This is a genomic window from Streptomyces sp. B6B3, from assembly GCF_039871525.1.
Taxonomy (GTDB): domain Bacteria; phylum Actinomycetota; class Actinomycetes; order Streptomycetales; family Streptomycetaceae; genus Streptomyces.
The window spans coordinates 40,088-62,561 of the sequence record NZ_JBDPLU010000019.1; the positions used below are offsets into that span (position 1 = coordinate 40,088).

A 22,474-nucleotide genomic window follows, 5' to 3' on the forward strand; every position below is an offset into this window, starting at 1 on the left:
CAAGGATATAGCTGAACCGACCATGCAGAAACATTCCTGCGCATCACCCGATCGTGCGATTACTTGATCACCGTCAGCGGAAGGAGCTTCTTCCCGGTCGGGCCGATCTGGATGGTGGTGTCCATCTGCGGGCAGACGCCGCAGTCGAAGCAGGGGGTCCAGCGGCAGTCCTCGACCTCGGTCTCGTCGAGCGAGTCCTGCCAGTCCTCCCACAGCCAGTCCTTGTCGAGGCCCGAGTCGAGATGGTCCCAGGGGAGCACCTCCTCGGGCTCGCGCTCGCGCGTGGTATACCAATCGACATCCACGTCATATACAGCGAGGGCGCTCTCCGAGCAATCCATCCACACCTTGTACGAGAAATACTCGCGCCAGCCGTCGAATCGCCCGCCCGCCTCGTACACCGCCCGGATCGCCGCGCCCACCCGGCGGTCGCCCCGGGACAGCAGGCCCTCGACGATGCCGGGCTTGCCGTCGTGGTACCGGAAGCCGATGGACCGGCCGTACCGCTTGTCCGCGCGGATGGCGTCGCGCAGCTTCTCCAGCCGGGCGTCGGTCTCCTCCGCCGACAGCTGCGGCGCCCACTGGAACGGCGTGTGGGGTTTGGGCACGAAGCCGCCGATCGAGACCGTGCAGCGGATGTCGTTGGAGCCCGACACCTCGCGGCCCTTGGCGATGACCTTCGTCGCCAGCTCGGCGATCTGCAGCACGTCCTCGTCGGTCTCGGTGGGCAGGCCGCACATGAAGTACAGCTTCACCTGGCGCCAGCCGTTCCCGTAGGCGGTGGCGACGGTGCGGATCAGGTCCTCCTCCGAGACCATCTTGTTGATCACCCGGCGGATCCGCTCGCTGCCGCCCTCGGGCGCGAAGGTGAGGCCCGAACGGCGGCCGTTGCGGGTCAGCTCGTTCGCCAGGTCGATGTTGAAGGCGTCGACCCGGGTGGACGGCAGCGACAGGCCGATCTTCTCCTCCTCGTACCGGTCCGCCAGGCCCCTGGTGATGTCGGCGATCTCGCTGTGGTCGGCCGAGGACAGCGACAGCAGGCCGACCTCCTCGAAGCCGGTGGCCCGCAGGCCCCGGTCGACCATCTCGCCGATGCCGGTGATGGACCGCTCCCGGACCGGCCGGGTGATCATGCCGGCCTGGCAGAACCGGCAGCCGCGGGTGCAGCCGCGGAAGATCTCCACCGACATCCGCTCGTGCACGCTCTCGGCCAGCGGCACCAGCGGCTGCTTGGGGTAGGGCCACTCGTCGAGGTCCATCACGGTGTGCTTGGAGACCCGCCACGGCACGCCGGACCGGTTCGGCACCACCCGGGAGATCCGGCCGTCCGGCAGGTACTCGACGTCGTAGAAGCCGGGCACGTACACCCCGCCCGTCCTGGCCAGGCGGAGCAGCAGCTCCTCCCGGCCGCCCGGGCGGCCCTCGCGCTTCCAGGCCCGGATCAGCTCGGTGATCTCCAGCACCGCCTGCTCGCCGTCACCGATCACCGCGCAGTCGACGAAGTCCGCGATGGGCTCCGGGTTGAACGCGGCGTGACCGCCGGCGATGACCAGCGGGTGCTCCTCGGTCCGGTCCGCGGCCAGCAGCGGGATCCCGGACAGGTCGAGCGCGGCGAGCAGGTTGGTGTACCCCAGCTCCGTGGCGAAGGAGACGCCGAGCACGTCGAACGCGGCGACCGGGCGGTGCGCGTCCACCGTGAACTGCGGGACGCCGTGCTCCCGCATCAGCCGCTCCAGGTCGGGCCAGACGCTGTAGGTGCGCTCGGCCAGCACGCCCTCGCGCTCGTTGAGCACCTCGTAGAGGATCATGACGCCCTGGTTCGGCAGCCCCACCTCGTAGGCGTCGGGGTACATCAGCGCCCAGCGGACGTCGCACGAGTCCCAGTCCTTGACGGTGGAGTTCAGCTCGCCGCCGACGTACTGGATCGGCTTCTGGACGTGCGGGAGGAGGGCCTCCAGGCGCGGGAAGACCGACTCGACAGGCATGAGGGTGTCTTTCGGTGAGGCTGGGGGAACGGTGACCCACCAGCGTACTGCCTCGTCACGAGCGCAGCTTCCGCAGCTTCCGCCGGGCCGCGGCGGCCAACTCCGCCTCGCGTTCGTACAGCACGCCGTAGCTGAAGGTCGGCTCCCCGGCCTGCTGGGCCTGGTCGGCCAGGCGGAGCAGCTCCGCGCGGGCCAGCACGCTGTCCTGGTGCTCGCCGAGGGCCTGTTGCACTCCCTTGAACCGCTTGCGCTTCTTCTCGGCGGACGAGCCGAGGACGGGCAGGGCCGCCTCGGCGGCGTACCGGGCGCGTTTGGCGGCCTTCCGCGCCTCGTGCAGGGCGACGTCCCGCTCGGTCCCGGCCGGCGCCGTCTCCGCCGTCCGCAGGCGGGCGCGGAGGCGGTCCCGGTCGCGGCGCACGACGTCCGCGAGCACCTCGCGCGCCGGCGACGTCGCGGCCCCGCGCAGCGGCGGCGCGGCCAGCAGCCCGTCCAGGGTGTCGAGCAAATCCAGATAGCGCGGGCCGTCGAGGGTGGCGAGCACCCGCTCCCTGATCTCGGCGCGGCGGGTGCGGGTGTCGGCGCTCAGCCGCTGGTCCAGCGGGCCGAGTCGGAGCCGCGGCGGCAGCTCGGCGAGCCGCGCGGAGAGCCGCTCCGCCATCACCTCGCGGTCCCGTTCGAGCCCGAGCTCGGCGGCCAGCCAACGCAGTTCGTTCCGCACCGGGTCGGTGGCGCCGCGGTCGAGCACCGGCCGGAACGTGCGCAGCGCGCTGCGCAGCCGGCGGGTGGCCACCCGCATCTGGTGCACCGCGTCGGGCAGATCGCGGCGGACGGCCGGGTCGAGGTCGACGAGCGCGCGCACCTGGCGGCGGGCGTAGGCGAGCACGTAGGACCCGGCGGCGTCGTCGTCGGCCGGCGGCGCGGCGGGGCCGGCCTCCGGCGGCCGGGCGCCCGTCTCGGCGAGGGCGCGGTGCAGCTTGGACCGCGCGGCGGAACGGGTCAGGCCGGCGGCGGCGAGCCGCTCCTCGACGGCGTCCAGCAGGGCCGGATCGGCCCCCTCCGCCAGCTCGACCTCCACCTCGCTCCAGCGCGCGGTGTGCTCGCCCCGCTCGGCGGTGACCTGGTCGAGCACCAGCTCGGCCAGCTCGGTGCCGTCCGCGTTCGACAGGGCGCGCCGGTCCCGCCGGGTGCGCAGCGTCACCAGGGGCAGCAGCTCGGCGCGCCGGACGCGGGAGCGCACCAGGGCGACCAGCGCCTCCGGTGGGCGGTCGGCGAGCGGCGCCTGGATCTCCTCCCTGGTGTCCGGGCCGACCGGCAGCTTCAGATGCCAGCCGGCGTCGTGCCCGCCGGTGCGCCGGCGGAGGGTGATGCCCTGGGCGGCCAGCCGCTCGTCCCTGGTGTCGTAGTACTCGGCGGTCAGCGAGACGACGCCGTCACCCGCCACCGCCGCGATGGCGCCGACGCCGACGAGCGGTCCGGCCAGCTGGTCCGGACTCGTGTCGTCGACGCCGTCGTACTTCCGCTCGGTCTCCGTGGTGTTCCGCGTCTTCGTGGTGGCGCCCATGATGGCCTCCGTCGCCGACGCCCCGGGCGTCGGCTCACGCGTGGGATGTGGGTCTCCTCTTCACGTACCCGACATTCCAAGAGTACTCAGGCGGAAATCGGTCGTTTCATCCGAACCGACTGCAGCAGGCCTATCGCGATCCAGGACGCGAACATCGAGGTGCCGCCGTAGGAGAGGAACGGCAGCGGGACGCCGGCCACCGGCATGATGCCGAGGGCCATGCCGATGTTCTCGAAGCACTGGAAGGCGAACCAGGCGACGATGCCCGCGGCGATGATGGTGCTGTAGAGGTCGCTCGCGCCGCGGGCGATCCGCAGGGCGCGCCAGAGCACGATGCCGATCAACAGGATTATCCCGCCGGCCCCGACGAAGCCGAGCTCCTCGCCGGCCACCGTGAAGATGAAGTCCGTCTGCTGTTCGGGGACGAACTGTCCGGTGGTCTGGGTGCCCTGGAACAGGCCCTTGCCGAACAGGCCGCCGGAGCCGATGGCGATCCTGGCCTGGTTGGTGTTGTAGCCGGCGCCCGCCGGGTCCAGCGACGGGTTGACGAAGGCGCCGAACCGGTCGAGCTGGTACTCGTCGAGGATGCCGAGCGCCCAGACCAGCACCGCGCCGGCGGCGCCGGCCACGATGAGCCCGATGGACCAGCCCAGGGCGGCGCCCGAGGCCAGCAGCACGCCGAGGATGACGACGCTGAGCACCATGGCCATGCCCATGTCGTCTATGACGACGATGGCCACCGGCGCGGCGGCCAGGGCCAGCGCCTGCATCACGGCCCGGGGGCCCGGGTAGTCGCGGTCGCCGGCGTCCACCTGGGCGGCGAGGATCACCGCCATGCCGAGGGTGATCGCCACCTTGGCGAACTCGCCGGGCTGCAGCGTGTAGCCGCCGATGGCCAACCAGGCGCGCTGGCCGTTGATCTCGGTGCCCAGCGGGCTGAACACCAGCAGCATCGCGATCAGCGAGAAGGCGTAGTAGAACGGCACGGCGCTGCGCAGCCGGTGGTGGCCCAGCCACATCACGCCGACCGCCATGGCGACCCCGACGGCCAGGTTGATGCCCTGCCTGATCAGGAAGAACTGCGGGTCGCCGTTGTTGATGTCGGTGCGGTTCCGGGTGGCCGACCACACCAGCAGGCAGCCGAGCGCGGACAGCGCGGCGGCGGCCAGCAGCAGGATCCAGTCCACCCGGCGGGCCAGCGAGTCGCGGGCCATCAGCCGGCGCCAGGCGCTGCGCTGCGGTGCCTGGCGCCGGTCGAGGGTCAGGGTGTGGACGCTCAACGGGCCCTCCGGCGGCTTATCGCGCCGCCACCGGTCGACCGCGGGCGCGTCACTGCGTCCCCGAGGTGCGGGAGACGTCGAAGTCCGGGTCCCGGTCCGCGACGATGCTGCCGTTCTCGTCGATCTCCGGCAGCTCCCGGTCGGGGTCGGGGATCAGCGCGACGTCCTCGTTGATCGAGCCGTCCTCGCCGACGCCGTAGATGGCCTCGTAGATGTTGCGGACGAACGGGCCCGAGGCGCCGGAGCCGGTGCCGGCCTGGGAGATGGTCATCACGATGGTGTAGTCGTCGGTGTAGGTGGCCAGCCAGGAGTCGGTCTGCTGGTCGCCGTAGCCCTCGGCGGTGCCGGTCTTGGCGTGCAGCGGGATCTCGTCCTGCGGCCAGCCGCCGAACCGCCAGGCCGCGCTGCCCGTGGTGACCACGCTCTCGGTGGCGTCCTGGAGGTCGGCGATGGTGGCGTCGTTGGCCGGCAGCTGGCCGGCGACGGTGGGCTCGATCTCCTCGACGTGCCGGCCGTCGGGGCTGACCACGGCCATGCCGACCGAGGGCTCGTACAGGGTGCCACCGTTGCTTATGGCGGCGTAGATGCTGGCCAGCTGGATGGGGGTGACCAGCACGTCGCCCTGGCCGATGGAGAAGTTGAGCATGTCACCGGCGCGCATGTTCATGCCCTCGGTGCAGTTCTCGCGAGCGACCTGGGCCTCGTAGTCGTCCCGGTCGGACTCGGCGAGCTCGCACCAGGTCTCCTCGTTGGCCTCCCAGTAGTCGTGCTTCCACTCGCGGTCGGGGACCCGGCCGGCCGCCTCGTCGGGCAGGTCGATGCCGGTGGGCGAGCCGAGACCGAAGTCGTGGGCGGTGTTGAACAGCCAGTCGTCGGGGTTCTCGACGGGGTCGGTGCCGCCGTCGTCCTGCCACATCTGGTGGGCGAGGCCGAAGAACACGGTGTTGCAGGAGACCTCGATGGCCTGGCCCAGGGAGATCGGGCCGTACGCCGAGGACTCGAAGTTGTCGAAGCTCTGGCCGCCGATGTTGTACGACGAGGAGCAGTTGTAGCTGCCGTCCCAGTCGAAGCCGGCGTTGACCGCGGCGGTGGAGGAGATGACCTTGAACGTCGATCCGGGCGGGCCCTGGCCCTGGATCGCCCGGTTCAGCAGCGGGTTGTTGGCGTCCTCGTCGGTCAGCCCGGCGTACTCGCTGCTGGAGATGCCGCCGACCCAGACGTTCGGGTCGTAGTCGGGGGCGGAGGCCATGGCGACGACCTGGCCGGTGTCGTTGTCGAGCACCACGGCGGCGCCTGAGTCGGCCTCGTAGTCCCGGCCGGTGACCGGGTCCGGAGTGCCCCTGGCCGTCTCGATGGCCGCGAGCAGCTCCTGTTCGACGACGGCCTGCACCCGGGAGTCGATGCTGGTGATGACGTTCGACCCGGCCTCCGCCGCCTCGCTCTGCGACTCGTCCAGCACCCGGCCGAACTTGTCCACCTCGTACTCGGTGACGCCCGCCTGGCCGCGCAGATAGCCGTCGTAGGTGCTCTCCAGGCCCGAGCGGCCGATCTGGTCGGAGCGCAGCAGCGGATTGTCGGTGTCCTCGGAGTCCGCCACCTCCTGGTCGGTGACCGGGCCGAGGTAGCCCAGCACCTGGGCGGTGTTCGCGCCGTACGGGGAGGGGTAGCGGCGCACCGCGGTCGGCTCGGCGGTGATGCCGGGGAAGTCCTCGGCGCGCTCCCGGATCTGCAGCGCCTGCTGCGTGGTGGCCTCGTCGGTGATCGGGATCGGCTGGTACGGCGAACCGTTCCAGCAGGGCTGCGGGGTCTCGGCGTCGCACAGCCGCACCTGGTTGGTGACGTCCTCGACCCGCATGCCGAGCAGCTCGGCGAGGTCGGCGAGCACCGCCTCGCCGTCGTCGGACTGGCGGAGCAGCTCGGTGCGGTCGGCGGAGACCACGAGGCGGGTCTCGTTGTCGGCGATCGGCACGCCGTTGGCGTCCAGGATGGCGCCGCGCACGGCGGGCTGCACGACTTGCTGCACGTGGTTGCCCGCGGCCGCCTCGGCGAACTCGTCACCCTGTCTGATCTGCAGGTACCACAGCCGCCCGCCGAGGGTGAGGAGCAGTGAGAAGACCAGTATCTGGATGACGATGAGTCGGATGGTGATCCGGGACGTTCGGCCGGTCTCCGGAATGTTCGTCACAGGCGCTTGACCCCCTTGATGCGTCCGACCCGGCCGCGGGCCGACCGGCTGAGCAGTGAGCCCCGCGAACCCCCGGCGCGGCCGTAGCGGCTGCGGCGGGGCGCGCGGGTCCGGAGCCCGGAGCCGCCGCCGAGCCAGGCGACGGCGGTGTCGCCGCCGGCCGCGGATCCCGAGCCGCCCTCCCCCGCCAGCGGATCCGTCTCCAGCTTGCGCGCCAGGCCCATCACCAACGGCACGGTGAACGGGGCGAGGAGCAGGTCGTAGATGGTGGCCGTGAGCAGCAGGCTGGTGAGGCCCACGTCCCGCGCGGCGGTGTCGCCGACCAGCGAACCGACGCCGGCGTAGAGCAGGGTGGAGCTCGCGGCGCCGGCGGCCACCACGAGCATCGGCACGGTGGCCGAACGGTGCTGCCCGGTCTCCGGCTTGGTCAGCCCCGCCGCGTACCCGATGACGCAGAGCACCAGCGCGTACCGGCCGACGGCGTGGTCGGCGGGCGGCGCGAGGTCGGCGACCAGGCCGGCGAAGAAGCCGGTCAGGGCGCCGCCGACGTGGCCGTAGACGAGGGCCAGGGCGAGCACGGTGAGCAGCAGCAGGTCGGGGACGGCGCCCGGCAGCTGCAGCCGGGCGAGCACGGTGACCTGGATGACCAGCGCCACCACCACGAGCAGGGCGGCGAGCACGGTGCGGGACAGGCGCATCGGTCAGCTCCTGGCGGGGTCGGTTCGGGCGTGGGCGGCGGCGTGCTCCTCGGGTTGTCGCGCGTACCCGGCCGGATCGGCCGCGGTCGGGTCCTCCTCGGGTTCGACGGAGTCGCCCTCGGTCTCGTTCCCGCTGTCCGTCCCGTCGGTGGACGCCTCGCCGTCCCGGGTCTCGCCGTCCTCGCCCGACTCGCCGCCGGCACCCGACTCGTCGCCCTCGCCGGCGGAGCCGCCGGACTCGTCGGTCTCCTCGGGGCGGGGCGGCAGCAGGGTGTCGCGCGGGTCGCTCCGGGGCGGCTCGACCACGACGCCGACGATGTCGAGCTGGGTGAACGCCACGTACGGGCGGACCTGCACGGTGCGGGTCAGGTCGCCGGCGCTGCGGTCGACGCTCACCACCTCGCCGACCGGGACGCCCGGCACGAACGGCTCGTTGTCCTCCGAGCCGAAGGTGACCATGCGGTCGCCCTCGTGCACGTCGGCCTGGTGGTTGAGCAGCTGGACGTCCAGCTCGTTGTCCCCGCGGCCGGTGGCGAAGCCGATCTCCTCGCTGCCCTCCAGGCGCGTGCCGACGGTGAAGCTGGGGTCGTTGGCCAGCAGCACGGTGGCGGTGCCGGGGCCGACCGTGGTGACCCGGCCGACGAGACCGTCGCCGTTGAGGACCGTCATGTCCTGGGTGATGCCGTCGTCCCGGCCGACGTCGATGGTGACCGTCCAGGAGAAGCCCTGGGCGGCGCCGATGGCGATCACCTGGGCCCCGACGATGCCGTACTGGCCGGCGCCGGCGGTGCCCAGCAGCTCCTCGACCTGCTCCATCCGGGACTCGCGGTGCTCCTGGCTGCCCAACTCCTGGCGCAGCTCGGCGTTCTCCTCCTCCAGCTGGCTGATGCGGTCGTGCCGCTCGCCGGAGTCGCGGACGGCGGCGATGGCGTTGGCCACCGGGTCGACGCCCGCGGCGACGCCCTCCTCGACCGGGCCGAAGACGGCCGCGGCCACCTCCCGGGGGCCGTCCAGCGGGGAGTTCTCGCCGCTGCGCATGTCCACCGTGATGAGCGCGAATGCAACGGAGACCAGCAGGATCAGCAGCAGCCGGCTCTCTCGGGTGTCCCTCACGTGTGGCGGCCGTGCCCTTCTGGATCGATGGAGCTGAGTCGATGGAGCTGGATCGGTCGAGCTGGATGGAGCTGCCCTGCTAACGACCCGCCGCGCGGAATGGTGTCTGCACCGCGCGGCGGATCGCCGTTCGGCGGCGGGCCCGCACCGGCTACCGTCTCGGCTGGGCGTCCAGCACCTGCTGGAGCGCCTCGAACTCCTCGACGCACTTGCCGGAACCGAGCGCGACCGAGTCCAGCGGGTCCTCCGCGATGTGGATCGGCATGCCGGTCTCGCGGCGCAGCCGCTCGTCCAGGCCGCGCAGCAGCGCCCCGCCACCGGTCAGCACGATGCCCCGGTCCATGACGTCGCCGGAGAGCTCGGGCGGGCACTTGTCGAGCGTCGTCTTCACCGCGTCCACGATGGCGTTGACCGGCTCCTCCATGGCCCGGCGCACCTCGGCCGAGGAGATCACCACGGTCTTCGGCAGGCCGCTGACCAGGTCCCGCCCGCGGATCTCGGTGTGCTCGTCCGCGTCCATCTCGTGGGCGGAGCCGATGGTGATCTTGATGCTTTCGGCGGTGCGCTCGCCCAGCAGGAGGCTGTACTCCTTCTTGATGTGCTGGATGATCGCGTTGTCCAACTCGTCGCCGGCCACCCGGATCGACTGCGCGGTGACGATGCCGCCGAGCGAGATCACGGCCACCTCGGTGGTGCCGCCGCCGATGTCGACCACCATGTTGCCCGTGGCCTCGTGGACCGGGAGCCCCGAGCCGATCGCCGCGGCCATCGGCTCCTCGATGATGTGCACCTGGCGCGCGCCGGCCTGCGTCGACGCCTCGATCACGGCGCGGCGCTCCACGCCGGTGATGCCCGAGGGCACACAGATCACCACCCTGGGCCGGGCCAGGTAACGACGTTTGTGGATCTTCAGGATGAAGTAGCGCAGCATCCGCTCGGTGATCTCGAAGTCGGCGATGACGCCGTCCTTGAGCGGGCGCACGGCCACGATGTTGCCGGGGGTCCGGCCGATCATCTTCTTCGCCTCGGCGCCGACCGCGAGAATGCCACCGGTGTTGGTGTTGATGGCGACGACCGACGGCTCGTTGAGGACGATGCCACGACCCCTGACGTACACCAGCGTGTTGGCCGTCCCGAGGTCCACTGCCATGTCACGGCCGATGAACGACATACTGTTCGCCATAGAGATGCATCTGGCCTTCCAGCTGGATCGGTATGTGCAGGGAGGTCGGCGCGGTGCGATGAACGTGCGCCTCAGACTCCTCCCGCTGACGCGGGGAGGGCGGCACTCCCATCGTATCCACGGCCGGTCGAGCTCGTAGCGCCGGAGCGCCGCTTTCGCCATTGTCGGGGGAACCCTGCTCAGCCTCCATCATGGTGACGTCGTGTTCGGGTGAAGGGTTCCCCCGTTCGACTGTACATACCGGGATGGAGTAACGCATTAGGGCTACTCGGACATGCGCCGCTGACGCCCGTCCGGGCGTGTCCCGCGCCGGCCCCGCATGCCGACGTGCCGCCCTACGGCCGCCCGGCGAGGGTCGGGAAGAAGATCTCGATCTCCCGCTCGGCCGACTTCTCCGAATCCGAGGCGTGCACCAGGTTCTCCCGCACCACCGTGCCGAAGTCGCCGCGGATCGAACCGGGTGCGGCGGCGATCGGATCGGTCGGTCCGGCCAGCGCGCGCATCCCCTCGACGACCCGCTCCCCCTCGACGACCAGCGCCACGCTGGGACTTCCGCTCATGAACTCCAGCAACGGCTGGTAGAACGGCCGTCCCTCGTGCTCCGCGTAGTGCACCCGCAGCGTGTCCAGGTCCAGGGTGCGCAGCTCCAACGCGACGATCCGCCAGCCGGCCTTCCGCTCGATGCGGCCGAGGATCTCGCCGACCAGGCCCCGGTCGACCGCGTCCGGCTTGAGTAGGACAAGAGTGCGCTGGGTCATGGTGGGCGGCTCCTGGGAGACGGGGTGGGTTGGCCGCACCATACCGGGACACCCGGCCGACCCCGGCCCAGGGTCCTGACTAGGCGGCGGAACGGGCGCGGGCGGCCTTGATCTCGTCCACCTTGCGACCGAAATGGACCGATGCCCACCACAACCCGGCGAAGACGGCGCCGAGCAGGAACATCGCCGGCACCACCAGACCGCTGGCGATCAGGCCCAGTTGCAGGACCCAGCCGAGCTGCACCCCGCCGGGGCGGCCGACCATGCCGACGAGCAGCAGGCACAGCACCATGGCGGTGCCGGAGACCGTCCAGACGACGCCCGTCGAGGTGTCGGTCAACCGGCTGGCGACCAGCCCGGCGAGGCCGATGACGATGAACTCGCCGACCAGCGTGCTCGCGCACAGCGTCCGCATCAACGCCCCCCGCTTCCGCCGGCGCGACCGAGCAACACCCGCGCCTCGCCCGCGGTGATCACCGAGCCGGTGACCAACACCCCGGCCCCCGCGTACTCCTGCTCCTCCTCGGCCAGCGTGATCGCCGCCTCCAGCGCGTCGTCGAGCCGCGGCTCCACCTGCACCCGGTCCTCGCCGAACACCTCGACGGCCAGAGCGGCCAGGCGGTCCACGTCCATCGCGCGGTGCGAGCTGTTCCGGGTGACCACGACCTCGGTGAGGATCGGCTCGAACGCCTCCAACAGGCCCCGCACGTCCTTGTCGCCGCTCGTCCCGACCACGCCGACCAGCCGGCTGAAGCCGAACGCCTCGGACACCCCGGCCGCCGCCGCGCGGGCGCCGGCCGGGTTGTGCGCGGCGTCCAGGATCACGGTCGGGCTGGTGCGCACCACCTCGAGCCGTCCGGGGGAGCTCACGGCGGCGAACCCGGCGCGCACCACCTCGGGGTCCAGCGTGCGCCTGTCCTCGGAACCCGCCGGCCCCGCGCCGGCGCCGAAGAACGCCTCCACCGCGGCCAGCGCGACCGCCGCGTTGTGCGCCATGTGCTCGCCGTGCAGCGGCAGGAAGACCTCCGGATACTCACCGCCGAGGCCGCGCAGGGTCAGCAGTTGGCCGCCCACCGCGACCTCGCGGGACAGCACCCCGAACTCCAGGCCCTCCCGGGCGACGGTGGCACCCACCTCGGCCGCCCGGCGCAGCACCACGGCGGCGGCGTCGACCGGCTGCTGCGCGAGCACCACGGTCGCGCCCGGCTTGATGATCCCGGCCTTCTCCACGGCGATCTCGGCCGGCGTGGAGCCGAGCCGGTCGGTGTGGTCGAGGTCGATCGGGGTGAGCACGGCGACCCGCGCGTCGATCACGTTCGTCGCGTCCCAGGTGCCGCCCATGCCGACCTCGACGACCGCCACGTCCACCGGGGCGTCGGCGAACGCGGCGTACGCCATGCCGGTGAGCACCTCGAAGAAGGACAGCCGGTACGGCTGGCGCTCGTCCACCAACTCGACGAACGGCCTGACCTCCTCGTACACCTCGACGAACCGCTCGGCCGGCACCGGCGCCCCGTCGACGCTGATCCGCTCCGTGATGGACTGCAGGTGCGGGCTGGCGAAACGGCCGGTGCGCAGGTCCATGGCGCCCAACAGCGCCTCGATCATCCTGGCCGTGCTGGTCTTGCCGTTCGTGCCGGTGAGGTGGATCGCCGGATACGCCTGCTGCGGCTCGCCGAGCACGTCGAGCAGCGCGCGGATCCGGACCACCGAGGGGTCCAGCTTCGTCTCGCCCCAGCGCTTGGACAGCTCGGTCTCCACGTCCCGCAGCGCGCGGTCGACCGCGGGGTCGGCGGGGCGGGCCGGCACCGCGTCCTCGGCCGCCGGGCCGCCCTGGGTGCGCAGCGTCCGGCTGCCGGCCTCGATCACCGCCAGGTCGGGATCGCGGTCGCGCTCGGAGGCGATGATCTCGTCGAACTCGTCCAACCGGTCGAACTCGGCGGAGTCGTCGGAGTCGTTGGCCTGGTCGTCGTCGGGCCGGTCGGGCTCGGGATGGTCGCGCTCGGTCACCTGGCCAGTCTACGAGCGGCGTTCCCGTCAGGCGCATCGACTAGGCTTTCGACTTCGTGCGGACGCCACCGCGGTACGGGCGTTCGGGCGAGGCGAGGGTAGTGGGGAGCGTTCATGGCTGAGCCAGATCCGGTCTATCGGCTGCTCGGACCGGTCGAGGTCCGCGTCGGCGAGGGACGCCAGCCGCTGAAGGGCGGAAAGCCCCGGATCGTCCTCGCCGCGCTGCTGCTCCGGGCGAACCGCGTCGTCTCGCTGGACACGCTGAGTGAGGCCCTGTGGGACGGTGAGCCACCGCGCTCCGCCCTGCCCAACCTGCGCTCCTACGTGCACCAGCTGCGGCGCTCGCTCTGCGCCGCGACGTCGCTGATCGGCCATCCCGGCGGGTACGAGCTGCGGCTGACCCGGCAGGACAGCGACCACCTGCTGTTCGCGGAGTTCGCCCGGCAGGGCCGGGAGGTGCTCGCCAGCAACCCGCTGCGGGCGGTGCTGCTGCTGCGCCGGGCGCTCGAGCTGTGGCGCTCCGAGCAGGCGGCGGCCGGCCTGGCGCGGCGCGGAATACTCGACCAGGAGCTGGCCATCCTGGACGGCGAGCGGCTGCGGGTGCTGGAGGACGTCGCCACGGCCTGGTTCGCGCTGGGCGAGCCGCGGCAGGCGCTGGACAGCGCGTGGCGGGTGGTGTCCAACGATCCGTTGCGGGTACGGGCGTGGGAGGTGGTGCTGCGCGCCCACCACCGGCTCGGGGAGCCCGGCCGGTTGACCGAGTCCTACCAGATGGCGCGGGTCGCTTTCCGCGAGGAGCTGGGCCGGGACCCGGACGAGGGCCTCTCGCTGCTGCACGAGCGGCTGCTGGCCCGCCGCGCGGGCTGAGACCTCCCCGCGCTGGGCTCCTCCCCCGCCCCACCCCTTCCCGAACCAGGAGGCGGGCCTCGCCGCCCGGGCTCGCCCGAACACTGCCGGGCGCGAGGCGCCGGCCACCCTGGTACCAGGCCCGACGGCCCCTCCCCCGACCGACGGCAGGCCGAACCGGCTCGGGGGCTCGCCCGAAGGGCCCCGCACGGCGGCGGGGCCGGTTCCGTGCGGGCGTCGTGGCCCCGGGGTCGGAGGGCCCGGGGGTCAGGTGGGGAGGCGGTCGAGTTGGGTGCGGATGCGGGTGATGTCTGCCTCGGCCGTGGACCTGCGGGTGCGGATCTTGTCCACCACGTGGTCGGGGGCCTTGGCGAGGAAGCCCTCGTTGGCCAGCTTCGCGCTGGTCTGGGCCAGCTCCTTCTCCGCGGCCGCGAGGTCCTTGGTCAGCCGGCGCCGCTCCGCCGCGACGTCGATCACGCCGGAGAGGTCGAGGGCCACGGTGGCCCCCGGCACCGGCAGGGTCGCGGTGACGGAGAAGCCGTCGCCCGGCGCGGTCAGCCGCAGCAGCGCGCGGATGGCCTCCTCGTGCGCCGCGAGCCCGGGGTCGGTCAGCTCCAGCCGGGCCGGGACCCGCTGTCCCGGCTGCAGGCCCTGGTCCGCGCGGAACCTTCGGACCTCGGTGACCAGCTGCCGGACGCCCGCGATCTCCCGCTCGGCGGCCGGGTCGCGGAACCCGGAGTCCGCCGGCCAGGCGGCGACCACCAGCGACTCGCCGCCGGTGAGCGTGGTCCACAGCTCCTCGGTGACGAACGGGATCACGGGGTGCAGCAGGCGCAGCGTGACGTCGAGGACCTCGCCGAGGACCCGGCGGGCCACCTCCGCGGGGCGTCCGCCCGCGGTGAAGACCGTCTTGGACAGCTCGACGTACCAGTCGAAGACCTCGTCCCACGCGAAGTGGAAGAGCGCGTCGCTGAGCTTGGCGAACTGGTAGTCCTCGTAGTGTCCGTCGACCTCGGCGATCACCGAGTTCAGCCGGGAGAGGATCCACCGGTCGGCCGCGGACTGCTCGGCCGGGTCGGGCAGCGGGCCCTCGATGGTCGCGCCGTTCAGCAGGGCGAAACGGGTCGCGTTCCACACCTTGTTGGCGAAGTTCCGCGAGGCCTGCACCCAGTCCTCGCCGACCGGGATGTCAACGCCCGGGTTGGCGCCGCGGGCGAGCGTGAAGCGGACCGCGTCGGCGCCGTAGGAGTCCATCCACTGCAGCGGATCGACCACGTTCCCGAACGACCTGGACATCTTCTTGCCGAACTGGTCGCGCACCATGCCGTGCAGCGCGATCACCCTGAACGGCTCGACGCCGTCCATGGCGTAGAGGCCGAACATCATCATCCGGACGACCCAGAAGAACAGGATGTCGTACCCGGTGACCATCACGGAGTTGGGATAGAACCGCTCCAGGCTCTCGGTCCGCTCCGGCCAGCCGAGGGTGGAGAACGGCCACAGGCCCGACGAGAACCACGTGTCGAGAACGTCCTCGTCCTGGTGCCAGCCGGGGCCGCTCGGGGCCTCCTGGTCGGGACCGACGCAGACCACCTCGCCGTCCGGCCCGTACCAGACGGGGATCCGGTGGCCCCACCACAACTGCCGGGAGATGCACCAGTCGTGCATGTTGTCCACCCACTCGAAATAGCGGGAGGACATCTCCTTCGGGTGGATGGCGACCCGGCCGTCGCGGACCGCGTCGCCCGCGGCCTTGGCGAGCGGGCCGACCCTGACCCACCACTGCATCGACAGCCGCGGCTCGATCGTCGTGCCGCACCGCGAGCAGTGCCCGACCGAGTGCCGGTACGGGCGCTTCTCGTCGACGACCCGGCCCTCGGCGCGCAACGCGGCGACCACCGCGGAGCGCGCCTCCAGCCGGTCCAGACCCTGGAACGGGCCGTGCACCGTGATGACCGCGTGCTCGTCCATGACGGTCAGCTGCGGCAGCCCGTGCCGCCGGCCGATCTCGAAGTCGTTGGGGTCGTGGGCCGGGGTGACCTTGACGGCGCCGGTGCCGAACTCGGGGTCGACATGCTCGTCCGCGACGACCGGGATGGTGCGGTCGGTCAGCGGCAGCGCGATCCGCCGCCCGATCAGGTGGGCGTACCGCTCGTCGTCGGGGTGCACCGCGACCGCGGTGTCGCCGAGCATCGTCTCGGCCCGGGTGGTCGCGACGATGACGGAGTCCTCGCCGTCGCCGTACCGCAGCGAGACGAGCTCGCCGTCGTCGTCCTGGTACTCCACCTCGATGTCGGAGATGGCGGTGAGGCAGCGCGGGCACCAGTTGATGATCCGCTCGGCGCGGTAGATCAGCTCGTCGTCGTAGAGCCGCTTGAACATGGTCTGGACGGCCCGCGACAGGCCCTCGTCCATGGTGAAGCGGTCACGGGACCAGGCGACGCCGTCCCCGAGCCGGCGCATCTGCCCGGCGATCTGGCCGCCCGAGGTGGCCTTCCACTGCCAGACGCGCTCGACGAACGCCTCGCGGCCCACGTCGTGGCGCGACTTGCCCTCGCTGGCCAGCTGCCGCTCGATCGCGTTCTGCGTGGCGATGCCGGCGTGGTCCATACCGGGCTGCCAGAGGGTGTCGTACCCCTGCATCCGCTTCCGCCGGGTCACCGCGTCGATGAGCGTGTGTTCCAGGGCGTGCCCGACGTGCAGGTTCCCGTAGACGTTGGGCGGCGGGATGACGATCGCGAACGGCTCCTTCTCGCCGCCGTCCTCGCGCTTCGCGTCAGTCTCGAAGTAGCCGCGGTCTACCCAGCGCTCGTACAGCCTCTCCTCAACCTCGGCCGGCGTGTACTGCGTCGGCAGGTCTGCGGGGGCGCTGTGGTGCCCGTTGGTGGGCTGCTGGGTGTTCTCGGTCACGCCCCACAGTCTAGGGCGGCCGGGGTCCCGGCTCCGAATCCGTTTCGTCCGGCGGCCGTCCCGCATGGTGGGCTTTCGGCCTGGTTTGAAAGCGTTCGGGGCCTCGATGTACACAGATGCATCTCGTCAGACAGGATGAGCGGAAGCATTCCGATGCGCTAGTTCCTGAGGGGAACCCATCATGAGCTACAACCAGCCGGGGCCGTACGGGCAGCAGCCCGGCAACCAGCCCGGCCCGTACGGGGCGCCGCCGCCGCAGGGGCCGCCGCCCGGCGGCCCGAACCCGTACGGACAGGGTGGCGCACCGGCTCCGCCGCCGCCCGGAGCGGCCCACGGCGCGGGACAGGCGTACGGCTACCCACAGCAGCCGGGAGCGCCCGGCGGGTACGGCCAGCCGCAACAGCCGGGACCCTACGGGCAGCAGCCGATGCCGCCGGGACAGGTCCCCGGCCAGATGCCCGGCCAGGTTCCGGGACAACCCCCGTACGGGCACCTGCCGCCCCCGTCGGGGAGCGGCAGGAAGCGCGCCCCGCTGATCATCGTCGCCGTCGTCGCCGCGCTCGCGGTCGTCGGCGGCGCGGCCTTCTTCCTGCTGCGGGACGACGCGGGCTCCATCGCCGCGGACGACGGCACGAGGTACACGCTCAGCCTGCCCGACGAGACGGGCGAGTTCCACAAGTACGACGGCGGCGGCGGGGACGGGCCGACCGAGGACGAGCTGGCCGAGGCGGGCCTGGCGGACATGGAGAGCGACGACGGCATCTACCGGAACATGCCGCCGGACGCCTGGGAGCAGTCGGGCGGCGTCTGGGAGCCGGGCACCGTCACCCTCGGCGTGGTCGGCCTGTGGGGCGAGGTCGAGAACCCGGAGGCCACCGTGAACGCGATGTTCGCGCTGGCCACCGAGGAGGCGGAGCAGGAGGAGGAGACCGAGTTCGAGATGGTGGACAGCCCGTCCGACCACACCGACTCGGACGCGGTGCTGAAGTGCCAGATCGGGCGCGGCACCGAGAACGACCCCGACCTCGGCTACCGGCCCGAGACCACGCTGTGCGTCTGGTCCGACTACAGCACGGTCGGCCTGGTCTACTACGCGCCGATGCCCACCCTGCCCGAGGGCTTCGACCCGGAGTCCGAGGAGACGCCGGAGCTGTCGGCGCCCGAGCCGGTCTCGGTGGACGACGCGGCCGAGTACACCAGGCAGCTGCGCACGGACTCGATCCAGGAGGCCGAGGGCGGCGGCGACGGCGGCTCGGACGGCTGAGCACGCGACCCGCCGTGATGCGGGACTGACAGGGGTGGGCCCGGAACGCGATCGCGTTCCGGGCCCACCCCTGTCAGTCGCCGGCCGAACGGGCGCTCAGGCCGTCTTCTCCTGCGGCGGGGCGGACGGGCCGCGCTGCTTGGCCAGCCGGGAGCGCGGGACCAGCGTGGGGTTGACGTTGGAGCGGACCACGGCCTCGGTCACCACGACCCGGCCCACGTCCTGCCGGGAGGGCACCTCGTACATCACCGACTGGAGCACCTCCTCCATGATCGCCCGCAGGCCGCGGGCGCCGGTGCCGCGCAGCAGCGCCTGGTCGGCGATCGCCTCCAGCGCCGGGAGGTCGAACTCCAGCTCCACGCCGTCCAGCTCGAAGAGCTTCTGGTACTGCCGCACCAGGGCGTTCCGCGGCTCGACCAGGATCCGCAGCAGCGCCTCGCGGTCCAGGTTGTGCACGGAGGTGATCACCGGCAGCCGGCCGATGAACTCCGGGATCATGCCGTACTTCACCAGGTCCTCGGGCAACGCGTCCGCCAGCAGCTCGGCGGTGTCGCGGTCGCGCTTGGAGCGGATGTCGGCGCCGAAGCCGATGCCGCGCGCCCCCGACCTGGCCCGGATGATGTCGTCGAGTCCGGCGAAGGCGCCGCCGACGATGAACAGCACGTTGGACGTGTCGATCTGCAGGAACTCCTGGTGCGGGTGCTTCCGCCCGCCCTGCGGCGGCACGGCGGCGGTGGTGCCCTCCAGGATCTTCAGCAGCGCCTGCTGCACGCCCTCGCCCGACACGTCCCGGGTGATCGACGGGTTCTCGCTCTTGCGGGCGACCTTGTCGATCTCGTCGATGTAGATGATCCCCTGCTCGGCCTTCTTGATGTCGTAGTCGGCCGCCTGGATCAGCTTGAGGAGGATGTTCTCCACGTCCTCGCCGACGTACCCGGCCTCGGTGAGGGCGGTGGCGTCGGTGATGGCGAACGGGACGTTCAGCATCCGGGCCAGCGTCTGCGCCAGCAGGGTCTTGCCCGAGCCGGTCGGGCCGAGCAGCAGGATGTTCGACTTGGCGAGCTCGATCTCCTCGTCCCGCGACTGGCCCGATTCGGCCTCGCTCGCCCGCACCCGCTTGTAGTGGTTGTACACGGCCACCGAGAGCGCCTTCTTGGCGTCCTCCTGGCCGACCACGTAGGAGTCGAGGAAGTCGTAGATCTCCCGGGGCTTGGGCAGCTCGCCCAGCTCCGACTCCGGGGAGTCGGCGAGCTCCTCCTCGATGATCTCGTTGCAGAGGTCGATGCACTCGTCGCAGATGTAGACCCCCGGCCCCGCGATGAGCTTCTTCACCTGCTTCTGACTTTTGCCGCAGAACGAGCACTTGAGCAGATCGCCGCCGTCACCGATGCGTGCCACGAGGTGCTTCCCCTTCGCCTGCGCACCGCCGGGGAGCGGTGCCTGGTGCTTGCTGAAGACGACGGTACCCTGTCGCCCCGGCGGAATGGCCCCCCTTGGCGGGATTCCCCTGCCGGGGCCGTCCCGTCAATAGGGGGTGGCCAGTTGTCGTCTGATCGTTGTCCGGTTCGCCGTCCTCGGGGCCGTCCTGTGGAGGGTCCCCGGGGACGACCATCTCACATCGTGGAGGAGCGCGTCGTGACGATCGAGTCCACGAGGCCGTACTCCACGGCCTCCTCGGCCGTGAGGATCTTGTCGCGCTCGATGTCCTCGCTGATCTGCTCGATCGGCCTGGTGGAGTGCTTCGCCAGCAGCTCCTCCAGCTGGGTGCGCATCCGCTGCACCTCGCGCGCCGCGATCTCCAGGTCCGAGACCTGCCCCCGGCCGGTCTCGGAGTACGGCTGGTGGATCAGCACCCGCGCGTTGGGCAGCGCCAGCCGCTTGCCGCGGGTGCCCGCGGCCAGCAGCACGGCGGCGGCGGAGGCCGCCTGGCCCATGCAGACCGTCTGGATGTCCGGCTTCACGAACTCCATCGTGTCGTAGATGGCCGTCAGCGCGGTGAAGGAGCCGCCCGGGCTGTTGATGTACATCGAGATGTCCCGGTCGGGGTCCATCGACTCCAGGCAGATCAGCTGCGCCATCACGTCGTTGGCCGACGCGTCGTCGATCTGGACGCCGAGGAAGATCACCCGCTCCTCGAAGAGCTTCGCGTACGGGTCGTACTCGCGGATGCCCTGCGAGGTGCGCTCGATGAAGCGCGGGACGATGTAGCGCGACTCCGCTGGGAGGCGATCGTAGATGCCGGAGCCGGGGATGTTGTTCATCGGTTGTCTACCGCCTTGGATGAGTGGGCTGCGAACGTCGGGGCTGCGGGGCGTCTCCCGGGCCTGTCCGGCCCGGGGACGGGGCGCCTCAGGCGCCGGTACCGCCGCCGCCCGCGATGTCCGCCGCGCTGGTGATGACCTGGTCCAGCAGGCCGTAGTCCCGGGCCTCCTCGGCGGAGAACCAGCGGTCCCGGTCGGCGTCACGATCCCACTGCTCCTCGGACACCCCGGAGTGCGCCGCCGAGAGCTTCGCCATCTTGCGCTTGGTGCGCAGCAACTGCTCGGCGTGGATCTTGATGTCGCTCGCCGAACCCGCCAGGCCGGCGGAGGGCTGGTGGATCAGCACCTCGGCGTTCGGCAGCGCGTACCGCTTGCCGGGGGCGCCGGCCGTGAGCAGGAACTGGCCCATCGAGGCGGCCAGGCCCATGGCGATGGTCACCACGTCGTTCTTCACGTACTGCATGGTGTCGTAGATGGCCATGCCGGCCGTGATCGAGCCGCCGGGGCTGTTGATGTAGAGGTAGATGTCCTTGTCGGGGTCTGCGGCCAGCAGCAGCAGCTGCGCGGTGACCCGGTTGGCGATGTCGTCGTCCACCGCCTGCCCCAGGAAGATGATCCGCTCGCCGAGCAGCCGGTTGTAGACCTGATCGCCGAGGCTGCCGTTGGCCGGCTCCGCCATTGCGGAAGGCGTCAAGAGCGTCACGTGTCCACCTGCTCATTCGTCGACGGCGTCTGCGTTGGTATCTACGGACCCTAACGCGCGGTGCTCGGCGACCCATCCCGACCAGGGAACTGTTCGCTGTGAGCGCAGGGTCCGGGGGTACGGCGCACGGGGGCCGGATTTCCGCGCCGCCTGGCGACCGCGCGGGAATCCGGCCCTGGTGCGACCGCGGTCAGCGGTCCTTGTCGGAGTCGGCGTCGTCGTCGGCGTCGGCGTCGTCGTCGGCGTCGGTGCTCGCCTCGGCGGCCTCGGCGGCGTCCGCGGTCCCCTCGGCGGTGTCGGCGGCGGCCTCGTCGGCCTCCTCCGCCTCGTCGTCCAGCTGGACCTTCTCGCCGTTGGTGTCGGTCACGGTGACCGCGTCCACCACGGCGGCGAGCGCCTTGCCGCGGCTGACCTCGCCCACCAGCATCGGCACCTGGTTGCTCTCGACCACGGCCTTGACGAACTGGTCGGGGGTCATGCCGGCGGACTGGGCCCGGCGCACCAGGTGCTCGGTGAGCTCCTCCTGGCTGACGTTGAGCTCCTCGCGCTTGGCGATCTCGTCGAGCACGAACTGCGTGCGGATGCCCTTCTCGGCCTGCTCGCGCAGCTCGGCGTCGAACTCCTCGGCGGACTGGCCGCGCATCGTCAGGTACGCGTTGAGGTCCATGCCGAGCTGGCCGAGCTGGTGGTGCACGAGGTTGTGCTTGCGGGTCTCGATCTCGTCCTCGAGCAGCTTCTGCGGCATCGGGATCTCGATCAGCTCGAGCAGCGCCGCCAGCACCTTCTCCTGGACGTCGGTGGCCTGCTCGTACCTGCGCTGCTCGGTCAGCCGCCGGCGGCTGTCCTCTCGCAGCTCCTCCAGGGTGTCGAACTCGCTGGCCAGCTGGGCGAAGTCGTCGTCGAGCTCGGGCAGCTCGCGGGAGGAGACGGTCTCCACGGTGACCGTGATCCGCGCCTCCCTGCCGGTCTCCGCGGCGGCCTCGTCCGCCTCGGCGTCCGCCTCGTCCGAGGCCTCGGCGTCGGCGTCGGTCTCGGCGTCGGCGGAGTCCCCGGTGGGGATGCGGGTGGTGAAGGTGGCGGTGTCGCCCGCGGACAGCCCGCTGACGGCCTCGTCCAGGCCCTCCACCAGCTCGCCCCCGCCGAGCGTGTGGTTCGCGGTGGGCGGCACCAGGCCCTCGACCGGCTCGCCGTCCGCGGCGGCCTGCAGCGTGACCCGGACCACGTCGCCCTCGGCGGCGGCCCGCTCCACCACGGTGGTGGAGGCGAAGCGGTCGCGCAGCCGCTCCACGGCCTGGTCCACGTCCTCGTCGGCCACCTCGACCGCGTCCACCGTGACCTCGACGCCGGAGTAGTCCGGGATCTCGATCTCGGGACGGATGTCCACCTCGGCGGTGAAGGTCAGCAACTCGTTGTCGCGAAGCTCCGTGATGTCCACCTCGGGCTGGCCCAGCGTGCTGAGCTCACCCTCGCTGACCGCGTCGGAGTAGAACTTGGGGAGCGCGTCGTTGACCGCCTGTTCGAGGACCGCGCCGCGGCCGAAGCGCTGGTCGATGACGCGCGAAGGCACCTTGCCGCGGCGGAAGCCCGGCACCTGGACCTGCTGGTTGATCTTCCGGTACGCCGCGTCGAGGCTGGGCTTGAGCTCCTCGAAGGGCACCTCGACAGTGAGCCGAACCCGGGTCGGGTTCAAGGTCTCCACGGCGCTCTTCACGGTCTG

The 22,474-nt window shown here is 71.6% G+C and carries 17 protein-coding genes; 2 read left to right on the forward strand and 15 right to left on the reverse strand.

The annotated features are described in order from the left end of the window. Window positions 1-59: 59 nt before the first annotated feature. The 10 genes from ABGB06_RS30310 to ABGB06_RS30355 form a co-directional block, all read right to left on the reverse strand. The gene (locus ABGB06_RS30310) at window positions 60-1,985 is read right to left on the reverse strand and encodes a TIGR03960 family B12-binding radical SAM protein (protein WP_347595370.1); all 1,926 of its coding nucleotides are present in this window, start codon (window positions 1,983-1,985) and stop codon (window positions 60-62) included. 55 nt (window positions 1,986-2,040) lie between these two features. Then, window positions 2,041-3,546, reverse strand: coding sequence for a CYTH and CHAD domain-containing protein (locus tag ABGB06_RS30315; RefSeq protein WP_347595373.1), 1,506 nt, complete (start codon window positions 3,544-3,546; stop codon window positions 2,041-2,043). Between the two features lie 86 nt (window positions 3,547-3,632). Beyond that, complete coding sequence (locus ABGB06_RS30320) at window positions 3,633-4,760, reverse strand: FtsW/RodA/SpoVE family cell cycle protein (RefSeq protein ID WP_347595699.1); 1,128 nt, start codon at window positions 4,758-4,760, stop codon at window positions 3,633-3,635. A gap of 115 nt (window positions 4,761-4,875) precedes the next feature. Further along, window positions 4,876-7,011 carry a penicillin-binding protein 2 gene (mrdA, locus tag ABGB06_RS30325; RefSeq protein WP_347595376.1) on the reverse strand — a complete coding sequence of 712 codons (2,136 nt, stop codon included), beginning with the start codon at window positions 7,009-7,011 and terminating at the stop codon, window positions 4,876-4,878. Further along, on the reverse strand, window positions 7,008-7,709 hold the full coding sequence (gene mreD, locus ABGB06_RS30330) for a rod shape-determining protein MreD (RefSeq protein ID WP_347595379.1): 702 nt from the start codon (window positions 7,707-7,709) through the stop codon (window positions 7,008-7,010). Before mreD ends, mrdA begins: the two co-directional genes overlap by 4 nt. Window positions 7,710-7,712: 3 nt before the next feature. After that, complete coding sequence (mreC, locus tag ABGB06_RS30335; RefSeq protein WP_347595382.1) at window positions 7,713-8,822, reverse strand: rod shape-determining protein MreC; 1,110 nt, start codon at window positions 8,820-8,822, stop codon at window positions 7,713-7,715. A gap of 151 nt (window positions 8,823-8,973) precedes the next feature. Further along, a complete protein-coding gene (locus ABGB06_RS30340) occupies window positions 8,974-9,993 on the reverse strand; it encodes a rod shape-determining protein (RefSeq protein WP_347595713.1) in 1,020 nt (339 codons plus the stop codon). Between the two features lie 347 nt (window positions 9,994-10,340). Beyond that, window positions 10,341-10,763, reverse strand: a complete 423-nt coding sequence (gene ndk, locus ABGB06_RS30345; RefSeq protein WP_347595385.1) for a nucleoside-diphosphate kinase — start codon at window positions 10,761-10,763, stop codon at window positions 10,341-10,343. Between the two features lie 79 nt (window positions 10,764-10,842). Then, on the reverse strand, window positions 10,843-11,178 hold the full coding sequence (locus tag ABGB06_RS30350) for a DUF4233 domain-containing protein (protein WP_347595388.1): 336 nt from the start codon (window positions 11,176-11,178) through the stop codon (window positions 10,843-10,845). Next, on the reverse strand, window positions 11,178-12,689 hold the full coding sequence (locus tag ABGB06_RS30355) for a folylpolyglutamate synthase/dihydrofolate synthase family protein (RefSeq protein ID WP_347595716.1): 1,512 nt from the start codon (window positions 12,687-12,689) through the stop codon (window positions 11,178-11,180). Before ABGB06_RS30355 ends, ABGB06_RS30350 begins: the two co-directional genes overlap by 1 nt. A gap of 198 nt (window positions 12,690-12,887) precedes the next feature. Here ABGB06_RS30355 and ABGB06_RS30360 point away from each other — a divergent pair, with 198 nt between their 5' ends. Continuing rightward, window positions 12,888-13,640 (forward strand): BTAD domain-containing putative transcriptional regulator, encoded by a 753-nt coding sequence (locus ABGB06_RS30360; protein ID WP_347595391.1) that lies wholly within the window; start codon window positions 12,888-12,890, stop codon window positions 13,638-13,640. Window positions 13,641-13,886: 246 nt separating this feature from the next. On the opposite strand, the gene ABGB06_RS30365 is transcribed toward ABGB06_RS30360, so the two are convergent. After that, on the reverse strand, window positions 13,887-16,529 hold the full coding sequence (locus ABGB06_RS30365) for a valine--tRNA ligase (protein ID WP_347595394.1): 2,643 nt from the start codon (window positions 16,527-16,529) through the stop codon (window positions 13,887-13,889). 181 nt (window positions 16,530-16,710) lie between these two features. On the opposite strand from ABGB06_RS30365, the gene ABGB06_RS30370 reads away from it, so the two are divergent. Continuing rightward, on the forward strand, window positions 16,711-17,793 hold the full coding sequence (locus tag ABGB06_RS30370; RefSeq protein WP_347595397.1) for a hypothetical protein: 1,083 nt from the start codon (window positions 16,711-16,713) through the stop codon (window positions 17,791-17,793). 96 nt (window positions 17,794-17,889) lie between these two features. Here the strand turns inward: ABGB06_RS30370 and clpX are convergent, their stop codons facing one another. The 4 genes from clpX to tig all read right to left on the reverse strand — a co-directional run bounded on the left by clpX (window position 17,890) and on the right by tig (window position 22,468). Then, the gene (gene clpX, locus ABGB06_RS30375) at window positions 17,890-19,191 is read right to left on the reverse strand and encodes an ATP-dependent Clp protease ATP-binding subunit ClpX (RefSeq protein WP_347595400.1); all 1,302 of its coding nucleotides are present in this window, start codon (window positions 19,189-19,191) and stop codon (window positions 17,890-17,892) included. Window positions 19,192-19,406: 215 nt separating this feature from the next. After that, window positions 19,407-20,054 (reverse strand): ATP-dependent Clp protease proteolytic subunit, encoded by a 648-nt coding sequence (locus tag ABGB06_RS30380; RefSeq protein ID WP_347595403.1) that lies wholly within the window; start codon window positions 20,052-20,054, stop codon window positions 19,407-19,409. A gap of 88 nt (window positions 20,055-20,142) precedes the next feature. Beyond that, entirely contained in the window at window positions 20,143-20,757 is a 615-nt protein-coding gene (locus tag ABGB06_RS30385; protein WP_347595406.1) for an ATP-dependent Clp protease proteolytic subunit, read from the reverse strand. A gap of 190 nt (window positions 20,758-20,947) precedes the next feature. Further along, window positions 20,948-22,468 carry a trigger factor gene (gene tig, locus ABGB06_RS30390; protein WP_347595719.1) on the reverse strand — a complete coding sequence of 507 codons (1,521 nt, stop codon included), beginning with the start codon at window positions 22,466-22,468 and terminating at the stop codon, window positions 20,948-20,950. Between the last annotated feature and the right edge of the window lie 6 nt (window positions 22,469-22,474).

Coding starts and splice junctions, on each gene's coding strand:
- ABGB06_RS30310 (WP_347595370.1), bottom strand. CDS start 1,985: ATGCCTGTCGAGTCGGTCTTCCCGCGCCTGGAGGCCCTCCTCCCGCAC.
- ABGB06_RS30315 (WP_347595373.1), bottom strand. CDS start 3,546: ATGGGCGCCACCACGAAGACGCGGAACACCACGGAGACCGAGCGGAAG.
- ABGB06_RS30320 (WP_347595699.1), bottom strand. CDS start 4,760: ATGGCCCGCGACTCGCTGGCCCGCCGGGTGGACTGGATCCTGCTGCTG.
- mreD (WP_347595379.1), bottom strand. CDS start 7,709: ATGCGCCTGTCCCGCACCGTGCTCGCCGCCCTGCTCGTGGTGGTGGCG.
- ABGB06_RS30340 (WP_347595713.1), bottom strand. CDS start 9,993: ATGTCGTTCATCGGCCGTGACATGGCAGTGGACCTCGGGACGGCCAAC.
- ndk (WP_347595385.1), bottom strand. CDS start 10,763: ATGACCCAGCGCACTCTTGTCCTACTCAAGCCGGACGCGGTCGACCGG.
- ABGB06_RS30350 (WP_347595388.1), bottom strand. CDS start 11,178: ATGCGGACGCTGTGCGCGAGCACGCTGGTCGGCGAGTTCATCGTCATC.
- ABGB06_RS30360 (WP_347595391.1), top strand. CDS start 12,888: ATGGCTGAGCCAGATCCGGTCTATCGGCTGCTCGGACCGGTCGAGGTC.
- ABGB06_RS30370 (WP_347595397.1), top strand. CDS start 16,711: ATGAGCTACAACCAGCCGGGGCCGTACGGGCAGCAGCCCGGCAACCAG.
- ABGB06_RS30380 (WP_347595403.1), bottom strand. CDS start 20,054: ATGAACAACATCCCCGGCTCCGGCATCTACGATCGCCTCCCAGCGGAG.